20 protein-coding genes are annotated in these 22,457 nt (G+C 64.3%); 11 read left to right on the top strand and 9 right to left on the bottom strand.

Going from position 1 to position 22,457, the window contains the following annotated elements; all coding sequences use genetic code 11:
* Positions 1–2: 2 nt before the first annotated feature.
* A complete protein-coding gene (locus CSQ93_RS07505) occupies positions 3–923 on the bottom strand; it encodes a lipase secretion chaperone (protein WP_099377495.1) in 921 nt (306 codons plus the stop codon).
* Positions 924–933: 10 nt separating this feature from the next.
* Complete coding sequence (locus CSQ93_RS07500) at positions 934–1,848, bottom strand: lipase family alpha/beta hydrolase (RefSeq protein ID WP_099377494.1); 915 nt, start codon at positions 1,846–1,848, stop codon at positions 934–936.
* A 319-nt stretch (positions 1,849–2,167) separates the two neighbouring features.
* Between CSQ93_RS07500 and CSQ93_RS07495 the strand changes: the two genes are divergently transcribed.
* Complete coding sequence (locus CSQ93_RS07495) at positions 2,168–2,866, top strand: TetR/AcrR family transcriptional regulator (protein ID WP_099377493.1); 699 nt, start codon at positions 2,168–2,170, stop codon at positions 2,864–2,866.
* Positions 2,867–2,911: 45 nt separating this feature from the next.
* On the opposite strand, the gene CSQ93_RS07490 is transcribed toward CSQ93_RS07495, so the two are convergent.
* Complete coding sequence (locus CSQ93_RS07490) at positions 2,912–5,236, bottom strand: penicillin-binding protein 1A (protein WP_233516091.1); 2,325 nt, start codon at positions 5,234–5,236, stop codon at positions 2,912–2,914.
* A 211-nt stretch (positions 5,237–5,447) separates the two neighbouring features.
* Between CSQ93_RS07490 and CSQ93_RS07485 the strand changes: the two genes are divergently transcribed.
* Positions 5,448–7,715, top strand: a complete 2,268-nt coding sequence (locus CSQ93_RS07485) for an OPT family oligopeptide transporter (RefSeq protein WP_099377491.1) — start codon at positions 5,448–5,450, stop codon at positions 7,713–7,715.
* Between the two features lie 56 nt (positions 7,716–7,771).
* Here the strand turns inward: CSQ93_RS07485 and CSQ93_RS07480 are convergent, their stop codons facing one another.
* On the bottom strand, positions 7,772–8,701 hold the full coding sequence (locus CSQ93_RS07480; protein WP_158301165.1) for an AAC(3) family N-acetyltransferase: 930 nt from the start codon (positions 8,699–8,701) through the stop codon (positions 7,772–7,774).
* Positions 8,694–9,887 carry a hypothetical protein gene (locus CSQ93_RS07475; protein WP_099377489.1) on the bottom strand — a complete coding sequence of 398 codons (1,194 nt, stop codon included), beginning with the start codon at positions 9,885–9,887 and terminating at the stop codon, positions 8,694–8,696. The genes CSQ93_RS07480 and CSQ93_RS07475 overlap by 8 nt, the downstream gene beginning before the upstream one ends.
* A gap of 134 nt (positions 9,888–10,021) precedes the next feature.
* Here CSQ93_RS07475 and CSQ93_RS07470 point away from each other — a divergent pair, with 134 nt between their 5' ends.
* On the top strand, positions 10,022–10,249 hold the full coding sequence (locus CSQ93_RS07470; protein WP_034755374.1) for a hypothetical protein: 228 nt from the start codon (positions 10,022–10,024) through the stop codon (positions 10,247–10,249).
* Between the two features lie 7 nt (positions 10,250–10,256).
* Here the strand turns inward: CSQ93_RS07470 and CSQ93_RS07465 are convergent, their stop codons facing one another.
* From CSQ93_RS07465 to CSQ93_RS07450, 4 genes are all read right to left on the bottom strand, one after another.
* Positions 10,257–10,637 (bottom strand): hypothetical protein, encoded by a 381-nt coding sequence (locus tag CSQ93_RS07465; protein ID WP_099377488.1) that lies wholly within the window; start codon positions 10,635–10,637, stop codon positions 10,257–10,259.
* 13 nt (positions 10,638–10,650) lie between these two features.
* Positions 10,651–12,351, bottom strand: coding sequence for a hypothetical protein (locus CSQ93_RS07460; protein ID WP_099377487.1), 1,701 nt, complete (start codon positions 12,349–12,351; stop codon positions 10,651–10,653).
* 12 nt (positions 12,352–12,363) lie between these two features.
* Entirely contained in the window at positions 12,364–13,041 is a 678-nt protein-coding gene (locus CSQ93_RS07455) for a UPF0149 family protein (RefSeq protein ID WP_099377486.1), read from the bottom strand.
* Positions 13,042–13,172: 131 nt separating this feature from the next.
* Entirely contained in the window at positions 13,173–14,621 is a 1,449-nt protein-coding gene (locus CSQ93_RS07450; RefSeq protein WP_442778304.1) for a peptide MFS transporter, read from the bottom strand.
* A 368-nt stretch (positions 14,622–14,989) separates the two neighbouring features.
* On the opposite strand from CSQ93_RS07450, the gene ppnN reads away from it, so the two are divergent.
* From ppnN to CSQ93_RS07410, 8 genes are all read left to right on the top strand, one after another.
* On the top strand, positions 14,990–16,360 hold the full coding sequence (gene ppnN / locus CSQ93_RS07445) for a nucleotide 5'-monophosphate nucleosidase PpnN (RefSeq protein ID WP_035819612.1): 1,371 nt from the start codon (positions 14,990–14,992) through the stop codon (positions 16,358–16,360).
* Between the two features lie 188 nt (positions 16,361–16,548).
* On the top strand, positions 16,549–17,598 hold the full coding sequence (locus CSQ93_RS07440; RefSeq protein ID WP_099377484.1) for a LacI family DNA-binding transcriptional regulator: 1,050 nt from the start codon (positions 16,549–16,551) through the stop codon (positions 17,596–17,598).
* Between the two features lie 197 nt (positions 17,599–17,795).
* On the top strand, positions 17,796–18,602 hold the full coding sequence (locus tag CSQ93_RS07435) for a transporter substrate-binding domain-containing protein (RefSeq protein ID WP_099377483.1): 807 nt from the start codon (positions 17,796–17,798) through the stop codon (positions 18,600–18,602).
* Positions 18,603–18,693: 91 nt separating this feature from the next.
* Positions 18,694–19,386 carry an amino acid ABC transporter permease gene (locus CSQ93_RS07430; protein WP_099377482.1) on the top strand — a complete coding sequence of 231 codons (693 nt, stop codon included), beginning with the start codon at positions 18,694–18,696 and terminating at the stop codon, positions 19,384–19,386.
* 1 nt (position 19,387) lies between these two features.
* A complete protein-coding gene (locus tag CSQ93_RS07425) occupies positions 19,388–20,038 on the top strand; it encodes an amino acid ABC transporter permease (RefSeq protein ID WP_099377481.1) in 651 nt (216 codons plus the stop codon).
* Positions 20,025–20,759, top strand: a complete 735-nt coding sequence (locus CSQ93_RS07420; RefSeq protein ID WP_034755389.1) for an amino acid ABC transporter ATP-binding protein — start codon at positions 20,025–20,027, stop codon at positions 20,757–20,759. The genes CSQ93_RS07425 and CSQ93_RS07420 overlap by 14 nt, the downstream gene beginning before the upstream one ends.
* The gene (locus tag CSQ93_RS07415) at positions 20,756–21,502 is read left to right on the top strand and encodes a sugar phosphate isomerase/epimerase family protein (RefSeq protein WP_099377480.1); all 747 of its coding nucleotides are present in this window, start codon (positions 20,756–20,758) and stop codon (positions 21,500–21,502) included. Before CSQ93_RS07420 ends, CSQ93_RS07415 begins: the two co-directional genes overlap by 4 nt.
* Complete coding sequence (locus CSQ93_RS07410; protein ID WP_099377479.1) at positions 21,499–22,446, top strand: sugar kinase; 948 nt, start codon at positions 21,499–21,501, stop codon at positions 22,444–22,446. The genes CSQ93_RS07415 and CSQ93_RS07410 overlap by 4 nt, the downstream gene beginning before the upstream one ends.
* Positions 22,447–22,457: the final 11 nt, after the last annotated feature.

Below are 22,457 nucleotides of genomic sequence, written 5' to 3'. Positions count from 1 at the left end.
CGCTATTCGTAGGCGCCCAGCCGGCGCTGTTCCTCCGGTGTGAAACTGGCATCGCGCAGCTGCTGCAGGGCTGCCGCATCCTGCGCGCCGCCGGGAAGGCTGGCCTGCTGTGCCTTGGCAGCCTGGTACGCGATGATGCGCTGCTGCCACTGCGATTCCTCGCGGTCCAGCTCCGCCAGGCGCGCCGCCGCCGCCGGCGTAAACGTGCTGGCGCGCAGGCGATAGACTTCATTTTCGCCGCCGCCCTGTGCCCGCAAGGCCTTGACGGAGGCGTCCAGCTGCGCCACTTGCAGCGGCGCATCGCGCGCGGCGCGCTGGGCTGGCGACATGTTCTGGTCCAGTGCGGCCAGTTGCGCCTGGCGCTGCGCCTCGTCGAGCGAGCTGTCGCCGAGTATCGCCATGCGCGCCACGGCGTCGTCGTCATACGCGTCGCTGGCGCCGAACAGGCCCGCGCTTTCCTCGGCTGTAAAGTAATTGCCGCGCAAGGTGCGCATGGCTTGCAGGCGCGCGCGCGCCGCCACGGCGGGATCGGCTTGCGCCGGCAAGCCCTGTTCCGCGCCGGCCAGCGCCTGCTTGTAAGCCAGGTACGCGCCCAGCAGGCGTTTCGCTTCGCGGGCGGGCACGGGCGCCAGGCGCTTGTCGAGTTCCGCCTCGATCTGGCTGCGGATGGCGGCCAGCGGCTTTTCACCGAGGCCCGCCAGATAGTAGTCGAACAGGTGGCCCAGTTCCGCGTCGACCACCAGCTTGTCGCCGGCGGCCACCGTCACGTTGCCGTCGGGCCGCGTGCCTTCCATCGAGCGCACGAACGCGAACAGGTCCGGTTCCGCCTTTTCCGGCGGCGGGGCGGGCGCCTCGCCCGGGCGCAGCACCAGGTACAGGGCCAGGGCCGCCAGGCTGCCGCCGATGATCCATTTCGCGTGCATGCGCTTCTCCTTACAGTCCCAGGCCTTGCAGGCGGTTGGCTTGCTGGCGGAAGACCGTGACGGGGCTCGTCTCGAACAGGTTGACGATGCCGACGAACTGGTTGACTTCATCGAGGTGGTTCATGGCGTAGTCGTCGCGGATCACCTTGCCCAGGTGGCTGGAGCAGCTGCTCACCAGGCCATCGTTCTTGACGCCGCCGAAGGCCAGGCTGATGGCCGCCAGGGCCGGGTCGCCCACGTCGAGCACATTTGTGTACGGTTGCGCGCCGCTCCACGAAAAATAGTGCACGCCTTGCACCTGGTAGGCGCCTTCGCCGCAGGCGGAGGTGGGCACGCCTTGCGGGTGGCGGCTATTGAACGCCAGCGAGCCGGCCGTGGACAGCGACGCCAGCGAGGCGCCCGCGTTTTGCGGCAAGCCCTTGTTGCCCGACAAAATGCCGATCAGGGAGGCAAGCGCGTTGCCCAGCGCGTTGCTGGTGTTGGGAATGGCGCCGCTGAGGATATCGGCCACCTTGGAACCCTTGTTCACGCCGGCCACGCTGGTGACGGACGCCACCAGGTCGGGGCGCACGGAGGCGACATAGCGGGCCGTGGGGCCGCCGTGGCTATGGCCGATCAAATTGACCTTGGCCGCGCCCGTGGCGGCGAGGATTTGTCGCACCTGCGACAGCAGCTGCTCGCCGCGCACTTCCGTGCTGTTGGCGGCCGACACGGTGGTCACATACACTTGCGCGCCGCCGCTGCGCAGGGCGGCGGGGACGCCATAAAAATATTCGACGGGACCGAGCTTGTCAAAGCCGAACAGGCCGTGCACGAGCACGATGGGGTACTTCGTTTGCGTGTAGCCGGCGGCGCTGGCGCTGCCGGGCAGGATGGCGAGGGAAAACAGCAGGGTGGATAGCAATTGCCAGAAGCGAGTCTTCATTTTGTCTCCGTTATTTGAATAATATGGAAATGTCGATGCTGTAGCGGTGAACCGTGCGCTCCTTACATTCTCGATGCATTAAAAATAGCGAGCGCTCGGTTTTTTGAATGTAGCACTGCTGGATTTAAATTGCATTTGAATTGCATGATGCAGCGCAATAACTGTGGGAATTTGGCGTTGCTTATGCACCCATTGCATAGTTGAAAAGTCAAATAGTTGTTTTCCTGAGCTATAATCGGCCCGGCATCCGCCGTCCCGCCGTCTTGCCATGCCGCGTACCGGCATGGCATGGATATCGCTCCTCCACCGTTACTTGGGAATGCACTTGTCGACCCATTTTAATTTTGAACAGTTTCAGCAGATGACGCCGTTAAATGGCGAAAACATCTGGGAATATATTCTTGACCGCCACGCGGAGCGCATCGGCGTCAAACGCCGCAAGCCGGCGCTGGAAAATCTTGAACGCATCTTCGTCGCCACCTTCCGCCTGGCCAATGACGTGGGCTTCCGCGCCATGAGCTTGCGCGATTTGTGCCGCGAGACCGGGCTGTCGATGGGCGGCCTGTATGGCTACATCACCAGCAAGGATCAACTGGCCGAAATGATCGAGGACGTGGTGCGCCACGCCACGCAAGCCTTGCCGCTGCTGTTTGCGGACGTGAAGTCGCCGCTGGACCGCCTGGAAGCGATGATACGCTCGTCGATCTACCTGTCCGAAGTGCTGCAGCCGTGGTTTTATTTTGTCTTCATGGATTCGCGCGTGCTGCAGGTGGAGCAGCGCAGCATGGCGAAAAATTCGGAACTGTATGTGCAGACCCTGATCGCCGCCACCATCGGGGAAATCGAACCGAAGCCGCAGGGCGATCCCACCTTGCTTGCCGCACACTGCCTGGCCCTGTTCCAGGACTGGTACGTGAAACGCTGGAAGTACCGTGCGGCGAAGGTCAATGTCGACGATTTTGCCGACAGCGTCGTCAGTACGGTGCGCGGGTATTTGAGCATGGTCAAAGCGGCGTAAAAAACGCGGCCGAAAAAAAGCCAGGATCGCTCCTGGCTTTTTCATCTAGTTCGTTTCCGCCGGCACCGTCTCCGGCACGGCCGCGGGATCCGTCGGCGTCTCCACGTCCATATCCAGCGTCTTGACGCCATTCATGTCGATGAATTCGTCGTACAGCCACTCGCCGTCGACCTGGCTCAGGCCTGCCGGCACGGCGCGCGTGACTTGCGGACGTGTCGACAGGGCCGTGCGCATGTAGTCGATCCAGATCGGCATGGCCAGCGAGGAGCCGAATTCGCGCCCGCCCAGGGATTTGGGTTCGTCATAGCCCATCCACGCCACCGCCACGATGCCGCCGCCATAGCCGGCGAACCAGCCGTCGACGGCGTCGCTGGTGGTGCCCGTCTTGCCCGCGATGTCGCCGCGCCCCAGTTTTTTCGTCGCCGCCGCGCCCGTGCCGGTGCGCGTGACTTCGCGCAGCATGCTGTCCATCACGAAGGCGTTGCGCGGGTCTAGCGCCAGGGTCTTGTCATCGTTCGGCGCGGGCGGTTTGGTCTGCCTCAGCACCGTGCCCTTGGCGTCGACGATGCGGTCGATCAAATACGGTTCCACCTGGTGGCCGCCGTTGGCGAACAGGGCGTAGGCACCCGCCATCTGCACGGGCGTGACGGAACCCGTGCCCAGCGCCATCGTCAGATTGCTGGGCTGGCGCGCCGGGTCGAAACCGAATTTTTCCATGAAGTCGTGCGTGTACGACACGCCCAGCGCGCGCAGGATGCGCACCGAGGCCACGTTCTTCGATTGCGCCAGCGCGTAGCGCATGGTGATCGGGCCGTCGAACTTGAAGTCGTCATTCTGCGGCGCCCACACCTTGCCGCCCGCCTGCATTTCCAGGGGCACGTCGTTGATCAGGGTGGCCGGCGAAAAGCCTTTTTCCAGCGCCGCCGAATACACGAAGGGCTTCATGGCCGAACCGGGCTGGCGCCAGGCTTGCGTGACGTGGTTGAACTTTTGCAGGTTGTAGTCGAAGCCGCCCACCATGGCGTGGTAGGCGCCCGTTTCCGCATCGAGCGAGACGAAGGCGGCGGCCACCAGCGGCACTTGCGTGATGGCCCAGTTGCCCTTGCCATCCTTGCTGATGCGGATCACGGCGCCCGGGCGCAGCTTGATGCCAGCGCTCGCCTTGGCGGACAGGGCAGGGGCGGCAAAGCGCAGGCCTTCGCCCGTGATGGTCTTGGCGTCGCCGTCGCCCGTGTCGGCCACCACCTTGCCGCTAACCACTTCCGTGACGACGGCGGCGATCAGGCCGTCGCTGTCCGGGCGTTTTTGCAGTGCAGCATCGATGGCGTCGTCGCGCTGCTCGGCCTCAAGCGGCATGTCGATGAAGGTTTCCGGGCCGCGGTAGCCGTGGCGCTGGTCGTAGGCGATGACGTTGCGGCGCGTCGAGGCGTAGGCCGCGTCCTGGTCCGCTTTCAGGATCGTCGTGTAGACGCTGATGCCCTTGGTGTAGCTGTCCTCCTTGTACTGGGCATACACGGCCTGGCGCGCCAGTTCGGCCACGTATTCGGCGTGCGTGTCGAAACCCTGCTTGCCGCGGGTATTGATATGCAGCGGCTGGGCCAGCGCTTGCTGGTACTGGCCTTCGCTGATGTAATCGAGTTCGCGCATGCGTTTCAAGACCAGTTGCTGGCGCGCGTGCGCCTTTTTGGGATTGCTGATCGGGTTATGGCGCGACGGGTTTTGCGGCAGGCCGGCCAGCATGGCCATTTCCGCGATCGACAGTTCATTCAGCGGTTTGCCGAAGTAGGTCTGCGCCGCGCTGCCGAAGCCGAACGAGCGCTGGCCCAGGTACATCTGGTTCATGTACAGCTCGAGAATCTGGTCTTTTGACAGGGCAGCCTCGATTTTCAGGGCCAGCATGATTTCATTGAGCTTGCGCGAGGCGACTTTTTCGCGCGTCAGGAAGAAGTTGCGCGCCACCTGCATGGTGATGGTGGAACCGCCGCCGTGGCCGAAGCCGTGGCGCAGGTTCGACAGCACGGCGCCGCCGGCGCGCACGAAGTCGATGCCGTGGTGTTCGTAGAAGCGGCCATCCTCGATGGCCAGCAAGGCCTTTTTCATCATTTCCGGCACTTGCGCGATCGGCACGAAGTCGCGGTGTTCTTCGCCGAATTCGCCGATCAGCACATTGTCGGCCGTGTACACGCGCAGCGGTATCTTCGGCTGGTAGTCGGTGATGACGTCCAGCTCGGGCAGGCGCGGGCGCACATACAGGAACAGGTAGGCGGCCAGCAGCACGGCGGCGGCCAGCGCAGCGCAGCCGGCGATGATGAAGCCGCGCACGGTGGCGCGGCGGGAAGGCCAGGGGAATCCGGTTCGTTTGGCAGTCAAGGCAGTCTCACGTGAGCGTGCAAGGCACGGTGGCAGCGATTATAGACCAATGCGCCAGCGCCTCCCGTGCGGGCGGGGCGCCGGGCCAGGCGCCGGGACCGGGAGCAAAAAACCTTTTCATCGAAACGCGGCTGTGCGATAGTCTCGGCTTCAAGAAAATAGCCCGGGCGTCAATCCGGGCTGTTTATTTTTAAAAATTAAGGAAATATCCATGGCAAAAGATGCAACACCGAGCGTCGTGAAGCCCTATATCCCGGCCGATGCGAAGCTGCCCGAGATGACCTTCCGCGCGCTGTTCATGGGCGTCATCCTGGGGATGGTCTTTGGCGCCTCCTCGCTGTACCTGGTGCTGAAAGTGGGCCTGACCGTCAGCGCCTCGATTCCCGTCGCCGTGATCGCCATCACCCTGTTCGGCCTGGCCAAGAAGGTGGGCGGCAAGGATTCGTCGATCCTGGAAAACAGCATCACGCAAACGGCCGGTTCGGCCGGCGAATCGCTGGCCTTCGGCCTGGGCGTGACCATGCCGGCCATTTTGATCCTCGGCTTCGACCTGGAAATCTCGCGGGTCATGCTGGTCGGTATCCTCGGCGGCCTGCTGGGCATCCTGATGATGATCCCCATGCGCCGCACCATGATCGTCGACCAGCACAAGGAACTCAAATTCCCCGAAGGCACGGCCTGCGCCGAAGTGCTGAAAGCGGCCGCCACGGAAGAATCGCGCATCGCCGCCGGTGAAAGCATCGAAAAGGATTCGGCTGCCGCGCTGGACGCCAAGCGCCGCGCGAAGATCATCTTCGGCGGCTTTGCCGTCGGCTTGCTGTATAAAGTCTTCAATATCTCGTTCAAGGGCTGGCGGGATACGCCGGGCGTGGAATTTGCCGCGCCGCTGAAGGGCGGCTCCATCGGCGCCGAGATTTCCCCTGAATTGCTGGGCGTGGGCTACATCATCGGCCCGCGCATCGCCGCCACCATGGCGGCCGGCGGCGTGCTGTCGTATCTGCTCTTGATCCCGATGATCAAGTTCTTCGGCGACAGCCTGACCACCGTGCTCTCGCCGGGCACCAAGTTGATCAGCGAAATGGGCGCGGACGACGTGCGCAGCGCCTACGTGCTGTATATCGGCGCGGGCGCCGTGGCCGCCGGCGGCCTGATTTCGCTGGTGCGCGCCATGCCCATGATCTGGCGCAGCCTGTCGGCCGGCCTGAAAGGCATCGGCAAGGGCGTCAAGAGCAATTCCACCCTGCGCACGGACCAGGATATCCCACTGAAATGGGTCATCATCGGCTGCCTGTCCATCATCGCCGTGATCACCTTCGCCACGCCGCTGCACATGAACTTCCTCGGCGCGCTGCTGATCCTCGTCTTCGGCTTTTTGTTCGCCACCGTGTCGTCGCGCCTGACGGGCGAAATTGGCTCGTCGTCGAACCCGATTTCCGGCATGGCCGTGGCCACCTTGCTGTTCACTTGCCTGATCTTCCTGATCATGGGCTGGACGGGCGGGCGTTACTATGTGACAGCCCTGTCGGTGGGCGCCATCGTGTGCATCGCCGCCAGCAATGCGGGCACCACCTCGCAAGACTTGAAAACCGGCTACCTGGTGGGCGCCACGCCGCGCCTGCAGCAGTACGCGATTCTGGCCGGCGCGCTGTCGTCGGCCCTGATCCTCGGCCCGATTTTGCTGAAGCTGAACGAAGCGAGCACCGTCTACGTGCCGGCCGCGCAAGTGGCGCCTGGTCTGACGGTCGATGCGTCGAAGCTGACGGTGACGGGCGAGCTGCATGGCCCGCAAGCCGATACGGACCACAATACGTATAAAGTCTGGCAAAAGACGGACACCGTGGGCGGCCCGGCCGGCAAGTATTTCGTCAAGGAAGATGGCCAGCTGGCCTACCTGGTCGATCCGGGCATCAATGGCCATTACAGCAAGCGTCCCGATGGTTCGGAAGTGAAGAAATACGATGCGCCGAAGGCCGTGCTGATGTCCTACATCATCAAGGGCATCCTCGACCAGCAACTGCCGTGGACCCTGGTGCTGTTCGGCGTGATGATCGCCGTGGTGCTGGAAATGGCCGGCATCCCGTCGCTGGCGTTTTCCGTTGGCGTGTACTTGCCGCTGTCGTCCACCTTGCCGATTTTCGTCGGTGGCCTGGTGCGCTGGCTGGCGGACCGCCGCAACAACAAGCTGGAACACAATGCAAAGCTGAACGAGGAAGAACGCCAGCTGGCGGGCGACCGCAGTTCGGGCGTGCTGCTGGCCTCCGGCTACATCGCCGGCGGCGCGCTGGCCGGCATCATCATCGCCATTACGGCCGGCGTGCTGACGCACTTCGACCAGATGATGGCCGACTGGGCCGAGCATGGCAATCCGTTCTACGCGGGCCTGCATTCGGATGCGCTGTCCCTGCTGCCGTATGCGGCCATCATCGTGCTGCTGTATATCGTCGCAAGAGAGAAGAAGGCGGACCGCCCGCAGGCTTGATGTTGTAGCCAACCCAAGTAAAACCGCCCGGTGTCATGACGATCCGGGCGGTTTTTTCATGCGCGCCCGATCGGCCGCGCCGCCAACTGCGCCGCGCTGGCGTAGATCGTCACGTGCTCAGTGGCCAACCGGTGCAGGTGCGCATAAAACGCCTGCGCGGGAATGCACCACGACGCCGCATCGCCAACCTGGCCCTTCACGCGCAGGCCGGCGGCGTCGAATTCGCGCGCAAAATAATCGCGCAAGTCGTCCCGGCCTGCATGGTCGATGCGGCGCTGGGCGACTGCCTGGTCGAACGGGCGCACGGGCACGTCCCAGCGCCGGCCGGCGTGGTCCAGGCAAGCCAGCAGCTTTGTATTGTCTTCCCAGACGGGCACGGGAAAGGCGTCGCCCATGGCGTCTTCCAGCGCGTGGTAGAACGTCACCGGCCCCATGGAAATGCCCAGGCCCAGCACCTTCGCGTGCTCGCAGCCGATGAAGCGCTGCCAGGGCGAGTCCATGCCGAAGATCGAGGGCGCGCGGTGGTGCGCCTCGGTCAGACAGGCGGCATGGCGGCCCCACGCGGACACGGAGTGTGTCGGGTGGATGCTGCGATGGATCGCATCACTGGCCAGAAAGGCTTCCGGCAGCCGCCCCATGTGCGTGCCATGGCGGCGCGGGTCGAACACATAGTCCGGCATGGCGCAGGTGGCGCGCACGGAGCCGCCGGGCAGATAGTAGGTGGGCAGCAGCAGGGTGCCTTGCGGGCCGACGGCGTCTTGCAGGGCACTTATCACGGCCACTGCGCCGCCTTCGACATAGCCCAGGCTTTTCAGCGAGGAATGCACGAACAGCGTATCGCCTGGCGCCACGCCGAGCCGCGCCAGGCCGGACGCCAGCGTGGCGCGCGTCATGTGGGGCCTGCTCTGGCGCAGGTGCCGTACGCTGGCGGCGCGGCGCCACGCTTCCAGCGCGGCGTGGATGACGTTTTTTGTCTTTTCAAGCATCGCCAATTTGTATCTCCAGCAGGTTGGCGTCGATGCAGAATTTGGCGGCCCAGTTCAGGTAGGCCCAGGTGCCGTAGTCTCCATCGACGGGAAACGAACCCTTGACGCCGCCGCGCGCGTGCGCGGGACCGTCGATGCTGACGGAGCGCCGCACGTAACTATTCAGGCGGCGTCCCGCATCGAGGTAGCGCCGCTCGCCCGTGAGCTGGTACAGCAGGAACAGACAATGCGCGTTTTGCGCGGAGCCCGTGAGGCAGGCGTAGCTGGCTCCCGGCTGGAAGTCGGGACCGAGGCGGCCGGCCAGGTAGCCGTCGGCCGCCACGGCCCTGGCGATGCTCGTGCCGGTGCGCGCGGCGGCGTCCAGCAGGTCGGCGCGCGCCAAAAAACGGTGCGCTTCGAGCAGGCCGCGCAAGGCATAGCCGATGGTATGGGTCAGGGGCAGGAGCGGATTGTCGAGGCAGTTCGAAGCGAACCAGCCATTGAGACGCTGTTTGCTCAGCGTCCAGTCGACCTGGCGCAGGCCGGCCGCGCCATAGTCGTGTCCCGGCGCGATGCGGTCCGCTTCGAACAGGCCCCAGGCCACATGCGTTTCGTAGGCCTTGTCGCCCGCGCTGGCGAACGGCGTCGGATGCCTGCGCCAGCAGCCGTCGGCATCCTGACTGTCGCGCAGCCAGCTTGCCGCGCGCTGCATGGCGTCCCGGTAGGCTTCGCCGTATGCTGCCACGCCGGCGGCCAAGCCAAGCAGGATCTGGCCCGTGTTGAAGGTGACGGGCACGCGCGGAGTGGAGTCGATCTTCCCGCCCTGGAAGCCGCCTTGCGGGAACTGGATGGCCACGCACCAATCGAGCATGCGCCGTGCGCGCCCGTGCAGTGCATCACCCCCACCATGATCGCCCGTGCGCTGCGCCAGGGCGATGACGGTGGGGATGATGTAGCCGGTGGTCTCCGGGTAGGAACTCGACCAGCCTGTCAGCAAATTGTAGTCGCGCGCGACGCCGCCGTCGTTTGAGCTGGAATGGTCCTGCGCCGCGCATAGCCAGGCCGTGCAAGCCTTGACGACGGCTTGCGGGCCGGGATCGAAGGCGGGCAAGCCGCGCCGGTCCGACGTCCGCTCCATGCGCGCCGCCGCCGGCAGGCCCGCCTGCGGCGCCAGTGTATTCCTGATCTTCGTGAGCAAGGTGCGCATGGCAGTAGTGCTTGGTGGTGGACTCTGCCTACTGTAGCGCTGGCGGCCGGCAGGGCTATTGACTTGCCGCAAGGATTCGCTGCCGCCGGAATTGACGCATAATGGCTACTTCACCGTCGTCGACGAGGCCCGCCATGAACAATGTCACGCTTGAGTATTCGGTCGTCACCAATCCCGACTCCTTTGTCGGCTTCAAGTATTACGTCAAGGCGGGGCAGGCATTCGATGCCGACGATTTCGCCTATTCCTACAAGCTGAAACGCTCGGACCTGGACCCGGACAGCGTGCTGGCCACCCGCGAGGCGGCGGCGAATCTGCAGCCGGGCGAGTGGCTGACGGTGTCGCATTCGATTGCGGCGTAGCTAGGCCCTACGCTGGCGCAAACCACGCCCGCAATTCATCCTCGGCCCGCTGCGCCGTCTCCTGTGTCAGGGTCAGCACGATGATCTTTTCCTGCGCCGGGCGGTGCCCGTTGGGGCCGGCCAGCTCGATGGCTTGCTCGAAGCTCGTGTAGTCGTGGCCGAATTCATGCGGGCATTGCTGCACGATGCGCGCCGCCTTGCCGGCGTTGCGGTCCGCCAGGTTGACGATGGGATTGCCGTCATAGAATGGCTGGCCATTGGCAAACGCCGTGCGCAGATACGGCGCGCACTGCCCCTCGAAGAAGGCCAGGCGTGCCTGCCAGTAGGCCTCTGCCGCCGCATACGTGGCATGGTCCTCGAGAAAGTCGGCAAACAGGAAGTCGTTCATAGGGTTGCTCCGGCTAGATGCCGAACACTTTCAATATGGCGTCGGTGAACCCCTCGAACCAGCTGCCTACCTTGCCCGGCTGCTTGCCGTGGCGCGGGGTTTCTTCGTACAGGTAGACGCCGTTGTCGCCGTCGAAGCGGTCGTTGAGCAGCGCCTGCTGGCCGCGCAGGTAGGGGATGAAGGTTTCGCTGCGCAAGGTCGAATACAGCACGTCGGTGGTAAAACCCAGGGTGGCGGACTGGCTGATGGAGCGCCCCTGGCCGGCCCGTTCCAGGCGCACGCCGCGGCAGCCGCGCACGATCAGGGTGACGGGGCCGCGAAAGACGATGAAGCGCAGCTGCAAGGTGAGCCAGGCGTGCAGGCTGCCCAGGCGCCAGTGGCTCGATATCGCCAGCGGTTGATTCGCGTCGCAGACCAGGCCGACCAGTCCCCGTGGCTGGAATACGAGGGCGCTGCCGGCCGGCAGCTGGACGATGGCCACTTCCAGCAGCGGGTCGTCGCTGGCGGAAATCGTCACGGATGCTGTGGTTTCGCTTTCCAGCCGCGTCAGTGCCACCATGCCGGCGGCCAGGCTGGTAAATGGAAAGCGCCAGTCCAGCAGCCACTGAGTGCGTTTATGCGTACTGACGGGCGACGATTGCAGGTACTCGGGGTGGATCAGCATCCGCTGGCCAGGCTGCAGCAGCAAGCCCTGCGAGACGGCAGAAATGCGCGATTCGCCCTGCGACGGCAGGGGCAGGCTGGCGGCGTTGAGCTGCAATGTGCGCGCGATCGACAGCGGCGGCAAACGGGATGCGACGGGCGCCAGCACGAAGTAAAAGAAGGCCTTGATGGCGGCGGGCAGCAACATGGCCGACAGCATCAGCAGGGCGGCGGTGGGCGCCACGTCCATGACGGGCGCGCGCCAGCGGGCGATCCAGTTGCGCGCCAGCTGTCCTTCGCCGGCCGTAATCGCCGCCTGCACGGGCGCCAGTGCGCCGCTCAAGGTTTGCTCGTCGATGGCAAATGGGGCGGGGCGGGCGGAGTGAGTGGCGCTGGTGCGTGTGCGCTGCGTTGCCCAGGCCTGATACGCTTGCAGGTTGATCTCGCGCAAACGCTGATCCTGCGCTTCAAGCTGCGACAGCTGCGCATAGGCGTCGCTGCCGGGCAGGCGTGCCGCCAGCGGATGCTGCGCTTCCAGTTCACGGCGCTGGCGCAGATTATTTTGCAGTACCGCATACGCGCGCACGTGGTCCGCGTGCAGGCGCGCCAGCGTCTGGCGTGCATCTTCGCCACTGATCGCCGCCTGCAGGGCCGTCAGATAACGGGCTTCCTGTACCAGTACTTCGATCTCCACGCGGCGCGCCGCTTCGTCTTGCGCGTGCAGGGCCAGGGTGTTCGTGTCGGGCAGGGGGAGGCTGAACAGCGACGGCTGCTGCCGCGCGCGCAAGGCCGCCAATTGCGCCTTCACTTGCGCCAGGCGCGCGGCGATGCTTGCTTGTGGCGCTTGCCGCAGGGCGTTGATGCGGTCCGTGGCGGCAGCGGCCAGGCCGGCGCCATGATGATCGGCGCCGCCGGCGGCCAGCCTGAGCGCGGTGACGGCTTCGCTGCCAGCGCTGTAGGCGCGCCATTCGGCCAGCAGCAGGCGTCCGGCCAGCAGGATGGCGATGAACAGGGCGAACTGCAGCGCATGGCGCAGCAGGAAGCGCAGGATGGCCGTCAGCAGCTGGCGCAAGGAGATAGCGCCTCAGGTGGCCGCGCTATCGGCGTCGGCGCAGCATTTCTTGTACTTCTTGCCGCTGCCGCAGTGGCACGGGTCGTTGCGGCCCGTCTTCGGCAGTTCGCGCAGCACGGTGGCGCCGGGCTGGCTTTGTTTCAGGTGGCGCTGGCGCGCCCAGGCCGCGTTGATGGCGATCACGCAAGGAATCACGCCATCCATGGCCGTTTCGGCCGCATCGTCATCGAGCTCGCTGGCCGTGGCCAGGTGCTGGAACGGTGCCAGGTACTCCGGGTGGCTGACGGCCAGGGCCGCCCACTGGGGCTTGTCCAGGCTCGTGCCAAGCACAAAACCGGCGCACCAGGCGGGCACGCTCCATTCGGGGCCGCATACATAGATGGGTTCGAAGCTGTCCGGGTCCTTCGCCAGCCATTCGACCATGTAGGCATGGTGGCGCCGGGCCAGGCTGGCTGCTCGTTCGCTGTCAGCATCTGGCGCGGGCGCCGCAGTGCCGGTCGCCTTGTCCCAGACCCACGGCAACCATTGCTCAACTGCAATTTGCTTCGGGCTCAGGGCGATGGCCGTGAGAAAACCTTCCAGCATCGATACGTCCATGGCGGCTCCGGGCAGGGCAGGCGCGGCCAGCAGGGTGTCGAGTTCGGCGTATTCGTCGTCGGAGAGGGGCGTGGTGGTGGAGATGCTGGACATAATATTCTTTGGTGATGTGAGTGGAGTGGCCGGTGGCCCTGGCCGTATTGTACCGTCCGGCAAGGGGAAAACCGGCGCGGCCATGAAAAACGGCGGCCCGCAGGCCGCCGTTTTGATCTAGCGCAAGACGCTTACTTCACGCCATGCATCAGTTTGTTGATCAGCGGTGCGATCAGGAACAGGATCACGCCGGCGCCCAGCAGGGACCAGAAGCCGAAGGTGTAGCCGGACAGGGCCGATTGCACCGACATGCCGCTTTCGCCGCTGACGTGGCTGGCGAAGATGCCCGACAGGTTGTTGCCGATACCGGTCGACAGGAACCAGCCGCCCATGCCCAGGCCGACCAGGCGCACTGGCGCCAGCTTGGTGACCATCGACAGGCCGATAGGCGACAGGCACAGCTCGCCGATCGATTGCAGCACGTACACGGTGGTCAAGGTCCAGAACGGGATCTTGTTATCGGCGCCAACCAGGCTCGACAGAGCGAAGATCAGCAGGCCGAAGGCGACCGCATTGCCCAGCAAGCCCAGGCCGAATTTGCGCGGGATCGAAGGATTGACGTTGTGGCGCGCCAGGAAGACCCAGATGGCGGCGATGATCGGCGCGAAGACGATGATGGCGACCGAGTTGACGGTCTGGAAGTAGGCGGTCGGGAAGATCCAGAAGCCCAGGTCGCGGTTGACGATCTTGTCAGCCAGGAAGGTGAACGAGCTGCCTGCCTGTTCGAAGAACATCCAGAACAGGATGTTGAAGACAAAGATCAGCAGCATGGCGATGACACGGTCACGCGCAACTTTACCGTTGCGTATGCCTTCGATCATCAGCATCACGGCCAGGCCGATGAACAGCGCGGTCAGGACGATTTGCAGTTTTTCAGCGCCGACGGTCAGCAGGAAGTAGACGAGCGGGATCACGCACAGGGAACCGACGGCTACCCAGAGGACGCGCATCGGGTTGCCGGAACCGGCTTCCGGTGCGCCGATGCCCTTCAGGGCGCGGCGGCCGATGGCGAACCATACCAGACTGATCAGCATGCCGAAACCGGAAGCCATGAAGACCATCTTGTACGATGGCATGGCGCTGGTGCCGAAGATCGACTCGGCCAGCCACTGGGTGAAGACAGGGGCAACCATGGCGCCCATGTTGATACCCATGTAGAAGATCGTGAAGCCACTGTCGCGGCGCGGGTCGGCTGTCGTGTACAGCTTGCCGACCATGGTCGAGATGTTCGGTTTGAACATGCCGTTACCGACGATCATGGTGGCCAGGCCCAGGTTGAAGATGTCCTGGTTCGGTACCGAGATGCAGAACAGGCCGGCAGCCATGAAGACGGCGCCCAGCAGGATGGAGCGCTGGTAACCGATGACCCGGTCGGCGATGTAGCCGCCGAACAGGGCGCCGGCGTACACCAGCGCGAGGAAGGAACCGTAGGTAAGGTTGGCCGCTGCCTGTCCCGAACCGTCGCCGCCATGGAACTGGGCAACGATGTACAGTACCAGCGCCCAGCGAACTCCGTAGAACGCGAAGCGTTCCCAGAATTCAGTCATGAACAACATCCACAATGGGCTTGGATGGCCCATAATCTGCTTGAACTCGGGAATAACGGCTTCCTTGTTGGGCGTAGTCGCACCGCTCATGCGGTTCCTCCTGAAAAATTATTATAGTCAATCGATACAACGAACTTATGGAAGCCTGCGGGCGGCGGGGACTCTCATGAAGAACCTCACGCACGGGAATTCCAATAGGCTGGCATTCTAATCTACAAATTGCGCTGAGCGAAGATTTCGATTCGCATTAGCAAGAATGACTGTTTCATATTAGTCAAACCGGTTTGCAGGCAAGGGCGGCCCCGGCGATTTTGCGGCGGCACAGCACAACTTGCCTGACTTGTCGTATATTAAGGTTGCATGACCTTCGAGCATCGATTTTTAAAGGAATTTTTCGCATTATGGAACACGACGTTATCGATACTCTGGTTTCACCGGAAGGCCGCCTGGACGTGCTCTCCAAGACTGAAGTCAACAAACTGCTCGACACCAGCCAGGGCGGCCTGTACAACACTTTCCGCCGCTGCGCGCTGGCGGTCTTGAATTGCGGCAGCACCATCGACGATGGCCGCGCCCTGCTGGAGCGCTACCAGTCGTTTGAAATCTCCATCATCCAGCGCGAGCGCGGAATCAAGCTCGACATCAAGGGTGCGCCAGCCATCGCCTTCGTCGACGGCAAGATGATCAAGGGCATCCACGAGCACCTGTTTGCCGTGTTGCGCGACATCATCTTCGTCAGCGATGAAGTGACGGGTAACCCGAAATTCGACTTGCAGAGCACGGAAGGCGTGACGGACGCCGTCTTCCACATCCTGCGCAACGCCAACGTGCTGCAAACCCAGCTCAACCCGAACCTGGTCGTGTGCTGGGGTGGCCACTCGATCAACCGTGCCGAATACAATTATTCGAAGGAAGTGGGCTACCAGTTGGGCTTGCGCGGCCTCGACATCTGCACCGGTTGCGGCCCGGGCGCCATGAAGGGCCCCATGAAGGGCGCCACCATCGGTCACGCCAAGCAGCGTTTGCACAATGGCCGTTACCTGGGCATCACCGAGCCGGGCATCATCGCCGCCGAGTCGCCGAACCCCATCGTCAATGACCTCGTCATCATGCCGGACATCGAAAAACGCCTGGAAGCGTTCGTGCGCGCCGGCCACGGCATCGTCGTGTTCCCCGGCGGCGCGGGCACGGCCGAAGAGATTTTGTATATCCTCGGCATCCTGCTGCACCCGGATAATGCGGAGATTCCCTTCCCGCTGATTTTCACGGGGCCGGAAACGTCGCGCGAGTATTTCGTGCAGATCAACCAGTTCATCCACGACACCCTGGGCCCGGAAGCGCAGCAGCGCTATAAGATCATCATCGACGACCCGGAGCTGGTGGCGCGCGAGATGCTCGAAGGCATACGCCAGGTGCGCGAATTCCGCAAGGCGCACAGCGATGCGTATTACTTCAATTGGCTCTTGAAGATCGACCACGAATTCCAGAAGCCATTCCACCCCACGCATGAAAACATGCGCAACCTGAGCCTGCACAAGAACCAGCCCACGCACTTGCTGGCGGCCCAGCTGCGCCGCGCGTTTTCCGGCGTGGTGGCGGGCAACGTCAAGGATGACGGCATCCGCTCAATCGAAGAGCACGGCAACTTCGAGATCCACGGCGACAAATCCATCGCCGGCCCGATGGATGCGCTGCTCGCCTCGTTCGTGGCGCAGCACCGCATGAAACTGGCGGGCACGGCATACGTGCCTTGCTACACCGTCGTCCAGTAATTTTTTAGTCAGCACCGCCCGCCCTCTGCGTTTGCCGGGGGCGGGCGGCGCTTTTCCATTGATGCCCCCATCGTGTTCCTTCGCCGCCACAGGCAATCAAATCGCTTGCGTCATCGATTCGTGGGTGCTATCTTTGGAACCGGTTCCAAAATAAAAATATGCAGGTCAACAGGTAGTGGAGAACAAGCTTGGATTCAGTACGCGGCAGCAAAAAAAACCTCTCCGGCGCGCCGGCACGGCCCGTGACCATCGCCCAGGTGGCGCGCGAGGCGGGCGTGTCGAAGACGAGCGTGTCGCGCTTTCTCGGCGGCGAGCTCGATGCCCTGTCCGAGAATATCCGCCAGCAGATCACCAGCACCATCGCGCGCCTCGGCTACCAGCCGAACCAGATGGCGCGCGGCCTCAAGCGGGGACGCACGCGCCTGATCGGCATGGTAGTGGCAGACATGCTCAATCCTTACACGGTGGCCGTGCTGCAAGGCGTGGAGGCGGCTTGCCAGCAGCATGGCTATACCTTGATCTTGTGTAATACCGGGAATGACGAACAGCGCGAACGCCAGTCGCTTGCCGCGCTGCGCTCGTACAGCGTGGAAGGGCTGATCGTCAACACGCAGGGACGCAATATCGAGTCGTCCGACTTGCAGCAGGCGGGCATGCCTATCGTGCTGGTCGATCGCCGCATCGAGGGCGCCGATTTCGATCTGGTGGGCCTGGACAATGTGCAGGCGGGCCGGTTGGCCACCGCGCACCTGATCGAGCAGGGTTTCGACGCCATCGCCTTTATCGCGCCGCCCTTGACGGGCGTCAGTTCGCGCCTGATGCGCGCCGACGGTTTCCAGTCCGTGATGGCCGAGCATCCCGGCTGCGTGGGCGAAGTGCTGGCGGTGGACCTGGACGACCGGCCTTCCATCGACGCGCAGGTGCGGCAATGCCTGGCGCAGTGGCGCGGCCGCCGCGTGGCGCTGCTGGCCTCGAACGGCATGGTGGCGCTGGAACTGGCACTGATGCTGCAGCGCCTGGCCTTGCGCATGCCGCAGGACGTGGGCTTGTTGGGCTTTGACGAATTGCCATGGTCGCCGCTGGCGGGCCTGAGCACGATCGAGCAGCAGACCTATGAAATCGGCTTTTCGGCGATGACGTGCATGCTGTCGCGCCTGCAGGGCGAGCAATGCCCGCCGCGCGAAGTGCTGTTGCCGGGCAAGCTGATCGTGCGCAATTCCACCCGGGGCGGAGACTGACGGGGAAGAGGGCCTTGCCCTTTTTTTTGGAAAGGTTATGGAACCGGTTTCATAGATTGTATTCACACTGGAAAGGGGAGTGGATAGTCAAGCGTAGTAAAGGTGGAAAACGGCAAGAGACGAAATAAATCGTCCATTTGACAATATTCCCGGAAGTGCCTCGACGAGGCCGTTACCGGGATCACAGGAGACTGAGCATGAAGATGACGACACTGTTTTACGCAAAAATCGTGGCCTGCGCGCTGGCAGCAACGTGCGCCCTCGGCGCGGCGGCCGACGCCGGCGCCCAGACGCTTGGCGACTTGATCAAGAAGGGCAAGCTGACCATCGGCGTCGTCAGCGGCACGCCGCCGTTTGGCAGCATCGACGCCAAGGGCGCGCCCGTCGGCTATGACGTCGACGTCGCCAACCTGATCGGCAAATACCTGAACCTGCCCGTGGAAATCGTGCCGCTGACGGCGCCGTCGCGCGTGCCGTCGCTGGAATCGGGCAAGGTCGACTTCCTCGTGGCGACCCTGGCGCCCACGCCGGAACGGGCCAAGACCCTGATGTTCACCATGCCCTACAGCGCCTTTGAACTGGCCATCGTCGCACCGGTCGGCGGCAAATTCAAGGCCCTGGCCGACTTGAAGGGCAAGAAAGTGGGCGTGACGCGCGGCACCACGAATGACACGGCGTTGAGCCGCATGGCGCCGGCCGGCACGGCCATCGTGCGTTTCGAGGATGACGCCACCGTCACCCAGGCCTTGCTCAGCAAGCAGGTCGATGCCGTCTCGATTCCCAGCACGATGGCGCTCGACATCATCAAGACGCGCGGTGCGGGCAAGATCGAGGTCCGCTTCTCCTACTCGCTGCAACCGAACTCGATGGCCGTGCGCCGCGGCGACTTCGAGCTGCACCAGTGGCTCAACAACTTCATCTACTACGTCAAGCTGAACGGTGAACTCGACGCCATCGCGCGCAAGTGGAGCGGCGCGCCGCTGCCGGCGCTGCCGACCTTCTGATGCCGCCACCCGCACAGCGATAGTGCTTGTCCGCACGGCGCGCCGCCACGGTGGCGCGGCCGGGGATGCACACGTAGAAAAGGAGTTGAGTATGCCGTATGAATTTCATTTTGAACTCGTCATGCAATCGCTGGACCGCCTGTTGTGGGGCGCGGCGCTGACGATACGCCTGAGCGCCTTATCGATGGTGCTGGGGCTGGCGGTGGGCGTCTGCGCCGCCGTCATCCTGAAGAACGGTCCCGCCTATGCCCGCGCGGCGGTGCGCGCCTATGTCGAGGTGATCCGCAGCACGCCGTTCCTGGTGCAGCTGTTCATCATCTACTTCGGCTTGCCGTCGCTGGGCTTGCAGCTCGACGCGAACGGCGCCGCGCTCGTCGCCATGACGGTCAACCTCGGCGCTTATGCTGCCGAGATCGTGCGCGCCGGCATCGGCGCCGTGCATCCGTCGCAGCTGGAAGCGGCCCAAGCCTTGGGCATGACGCGCTGGCAGGTGATGCGCCACGTGGTGCTGCTGCCGGCGCTGGAAAAAGTGTATCCGGCGCTGGCCAGCCAGTTCACCTTGATGATGCTGGCATCGAGCGTCGTATCGGCCATTTCCGCCGAAGAGCTGACTGCCGCCGCGCACCTGCTCGACTCGGAAACCTTCCGCAGCTTCGAGATCTACATCGTCGTGATGGTGCTGTACATCCTGCTGGCCCTGCTGTTCCGCTTCAGCTTCTGGGTGCTGGGCCAGATCGTCTTCAAACGCCGCCGCCGTCTGGGCGCGGCGCGCATGGGAGCATGACATGATTAGTGATTTTTCCTGGGATAACCTGCAATTTCTGCTCGAGGCCACGCGCTGGACCATCGGCCTGTCGCTGATCGTCTTCATCACGGGCGGCATCGCCGGCTTCGCGGTGGCGCTGCTGCGCACGGCGCGCAGCCCGGTACTGCGTAGCATCAGCGCCCTGTACATCCAGCTGGTCCAGGGCACACCGGTGCTGATCGTGCTGTTTTTGAGCTATTACGGCCTGGCCCTGTTTGGCTACAAGCTGTCGCCGATCATCGCGGCCGGCGCGGCGATGACGATCTTTGCCAGCGCCTACCTGGGCGAGATCTGGCGCGGCTGCATCGAAGGCGTGCAGCGGCAGCAGTGGGAAGCATCGGCCGCGCTGGCGCTGAACCGCTACCAGCAGCTGCGCTACGTCATCCTGCCGCAGGCGCTGCGCCATTCGCTGCCGCCGACCGTGGGCTTCATGGTGCAGATCATCAAGAACACGTCGATCACCTCGATCATCGGCGTGGTGGAACTGACGCGGGCAGGGCAACTGGTCAGCAATGCGACCTTCCTGCCTTTCATCGTCTTCCCCATCGTCGCCCTGATCTACTTCGCGATGTGCTATCCGCTGTCGCGCTACAGCCATTCACTGGAAAGGAAATTCCATGCCCATCGTTGAAATCGACAATATCAGCAAGAGCTTCGGCGCCAATCACGTGCTCAAGGGCGTGTCGTTCGCCGTCGAACGGGGCCAGGTGATCGCCGTGATCGGCCGCAGCGGCTCCGGCAAGAGCACCATGCTGCGTTGTATCAACGGCCTGGAAACCATCGACAGCGGCAGCATCGTCGTGGCCGGCCATACGCTGACGGCGCGCCAGGAACACCTGCTCGACTTGCGCAAGGACGTCGGCATGGTCTTCCAGAGCTACAACCTGTTCCCCCACCTGACCGTGGAAGAAAACGTCATGCTGGCGCCGCGCATCGTCAAGAAGGTGCCCGATGCCCAGGGCCGCGCCACGGCGCTGCGCGTGCTCAAGCAGGTGGGCCTGGACCACAAGCGCGAAGCCTATCCCGAGCAGCTGTCGGGTGGCCAGCAGCAGCGCGTGGCGATCGCCCGCTCGCTGGCGATGGAGCCGCAGGTGATGCTGTTCGACGAAGTGACGTCGGCGCTCGACCCGGAACTGACGCAGGAAGTGCTGAAGGTGATGGAGGAGCTGGCGCAGGCGGGCATGACGATGCTGCTGGTGACGCACGAGATGGAGTTCGCGCGGCGCATGGCCGACGTCACCGTCTTCATGCACCAGGGATTGGTGTGGGAGAGCGGGCCGTCGGAAGCTTTCTTCAGCAACCCGCAAACGCCCGAAGCGCGCCAGTTCGTCGGCGCGGGAGCGATCAAATGAGCCCCGTCCTGGTGGCGGCGTCGGCCTATGGCGCAAGCAGGGTAAGGCAGCTGGGGCAAAGCCATTTCATCGACGTGGTGGCCGATGCGGGCGGCGCCGGCATCGAAATCCGCCGCGAATTGTTCACCTCCGACTTGCCGGACCTGGCGCGCATGGGCGCGGCGGTGGCCGCGCGCGGCCTGTACTGCGTGTATTCCACGCCTATCGAATTGTGGGACGCGGACGGGCAGCTGCAGCAAGAACTGCTGCGGCAGATGCTGGGCGAGGCGGCGCGCCTGGGCGCGCGCTACCTGAAGGTGTCGCTGGGCCATTACCCGGCCGCGCCGGACTTGCCGGCCTTGAAGGCCCAGCTGGCGGCGGCACCCGTGGCGCTGCTGGTGGAAAACGACCAGACGGCCCATGGCGGCGCGCTGGCGACTATGGCACGCTTCCTGGCGGCGGCGCGCGACATCGGGCTGCCCGTGGGGCTGACCTTCGACATCGGCAACTGGCGCTGGGTGGGCGAGGATGCGCAGCATGCGGCGCGCCTGCTGGCGCCGTACGTGCGCTATGTGCATTGCAAGGCTGTCGCGGATGACGGCGGGCGGCTGTCCGCCTGCGCCGTTTCCGAGGCCGATCCCGCCTGGCGCGCCGTCTTCGCGCACTTTGCGCCCGGTGTGCAGCGGGCCATCGAATTCCCGCTCGAGGGCGCCGACCTGGTGGCCGAAACGGGCCGCTACATTCAGATACTGGAGGCTGCATGATGAAACTTGACGTTGTTACCTACGGCGAGGCGATGGCGATGTTTGTTGCCGAGCAAACGGGCGACTTGGCGGCCGTGGCGCATTTCACCCGCCGCCTGGCCGGCGCCGAGACGAATGTCGCCATCGGCCTGGCGCGCCTGGGCTTGAAAGTCGGCTGGCTGAGCCGGGTGGGCGACGACTCATTCGGCCGCTTCATCCGCGCCAGCGTGCAGGCCGAGGGCGTCGATTGCAGCCGGGTCGTCGCCGTGGCCGGCCAGTCCAGCGGCTTCCTGCTCAAGGAAAAGGCCGAGAACGGCGCCGATCCGCTGGTCGAATACTTCCGCAAGGGTTCCGCCGCCAGCCGGCTGGCGCCCGAGCACTTCGACCCCACCTATTTCCTGTCCGCGCGCCACCTGCACGCCACGGGCGTGGCCGCGGCGCTGTCCGAGACCAGCCTGGCGTTCGCCGGCCAGGCGCTCGACTTCATGCGCGCGAATGGCCGCAGCGTGTCGTTCGATCCGAACCTGCGGCCCTCGCTGTGGCCGTCGCAAGCCGTCATGGTCGAACAGATCAACCGCCTCGCCGCCAAGGCCGACTGGGTGCTGCCCGGCCTGGGTGAGGGAAAAATCCTCACCGGCCACGACCTGCCGCACGATGTCGCCGGCTTTTACCTGCAGCAGGGCGCGCGGCTGGTGGTCATCAAGCTGGGTGCCGAGGGCGCCTATTACCGTACGGCCGAGGGCGACAGCGGCATGGTGGCGGGCGAGCGCGTGACCAACGTGGTCGACACGGTAGGCGCCGGCGACGGCTTCGCGGCCGGCCTGGTCAGCGCCTTGCTGGAAGGCTTGCCGCTGGCGCAGGCGGTAGGGCGCGGCAACCGGGTCGGCGCCTTCGCCATCCAGGTGGCCGGCGACATGGAAGGCTTGCCGACCCGCGCCCAGCTCGACGCGCTGGTCGCATCTTGAACCGAACAGGG

It is taken from the genome of Janthinobacterium sp. BJB426, assembly GCF_002735705.1.
GTDB lineage: Bacteria > Pseudomonadota > Gammaproteobacteria > Burkholderiales > Burkholderiaceae_D > Janthinobacterium.
The sequence above is the reverse complement of the archived record's forward strand: the minus strand, read 5'-3'. Positions and strand labels throughout refer to the sequence as shown.

What these genes read in the sequence shown, in the direction of transcription:
- CSQ93_RS07500 (WP_099377494.1), bottom strand. Translation starts at nt 1,848, where the DNA reads ATGAAGACTCGCTTCTGGCAATTGCTATCCACCCTGCTGTTTTCCCTC.
- CSQ93_RS07430 (WP_099377482.1), top strand. Translation starts at nt 18,694, where the DNA reads ATGCCGTATGAATTTCATTTTGAACTCGTCATGCAATCGCTGGACCGC.
- CSQ93_RS07420 (WP_034755389.1), top strand. Translation starts at nt 20,025, where the DNA reads ATGCCCATCGTTGAAATCGACAATATCAGCAAGAGCTTCGGCGCCAAT.
- CSQ93_RS07505 (WP_099377495.1), bottom strand. Translation starts at nt 923, where the DNA reads ATGCACGCGAAATGGATCATCGGCGGCAGCCTGGCGGCCCTGGCCCTG.
- CSQ93_RS07495 (WP_099377493.1), top strand. Translation starts at nt 2,168, where the DNA reads ATGCACTTGTCGACCCATTTTAATTTTGAACAGTTTCAGCAGATGACG.
- CSQ93_RS07450 (WP_442778304.1), bottom strand. Translation starts at nt 14,621, where the DNA reads ATGGGCCATCCAAGCCCATTGTGGATGTTGTTCATGACTGAATTCTGG.
- CSQ93_RS07410 (WP_099377479.1), top strand. Translation starts at nt 21,499, where the DNA reads ATGATGAAACTTGACGTTGTTACCTACGGCGAGGCGATGGCGATGTTT.
- CSQ93_RS07435 (WP_099377483.1), top strand. Translation starts at nt 17,796, where the DNA reads ATGAAGATGACGACACTGTTTTACGCAAAAATCGTGGCCTGCGCGCTG.
- CSQ93_RS07425 (WP_099377481.1), top strand. Translation starts at nt 19,388, where the DNA reads ATGATTAGTGATTTTTCCTGGGATAACCTGCAATTTCTGCTCGAGGCC.
- CSQ93_RS07480 (WP_158301165.1), bottom strand. Translation starts at nt 8,701, where the DNA reads ATGCTTGAAAAGACAAAAAACGTCATCCACGCCGCGCTGGAAGCGTGG.
- CSQ93_RS07470 (WP_034755374.1), top strand. Translation starts at nt 10,022, where the DNA reads ATGAACAATGTCACGCTTGAGTATTCGGTCGTCACCAATCCCGACTCC.
- CSQ93_RS07455 (WP_099377486.1), bottom strand. Translation starts at nt 13,041, where the DNA reads ATGTCCAGCATCTCCACCACCACGCCCCTCTCCGACGACGAATACGCC.
- CSQ93_RS07485 (WP_099377491.1), top strand. Translation starts at nt 5,448, where the DNA reads ATGGCAAAAGATGCAACACCGAGCGTCGTGAAGCCCTATATCCCGGCC.
- CSQ93_RS07415 (WP_099377480.1), top strand. Translation starts at nt 20,756, where the DNA reads ATGAGCCCCGTCCTGGTGGCGGCGTCGGCCTATGGCGCAAGCAGGGTA.
- CSQ93_RS07465 (WP_099377488.1), bottom strand. Translation starts at nt 10,637, where the DNA reads ATGAACGACTTCCTGTTTGCCGACTTTCTCGAGGACCATGCCACGTAT.
- CSQ93_RS07475 (WP_099377489.1), bottom strand. Translation starts at nt 9,887, where the DNA reads ATGCGCACCTTGCTCACGAAGATCAGGAATACACTGGCGCCGCAGGCG.
- ppnN (WP_035819612.1), top strand. Translation starts at nt 14,990, where the DNA reads ATGGAACACGACGTTATCGATACTCTGGTTTCACCGGAAGGCCGCCTG.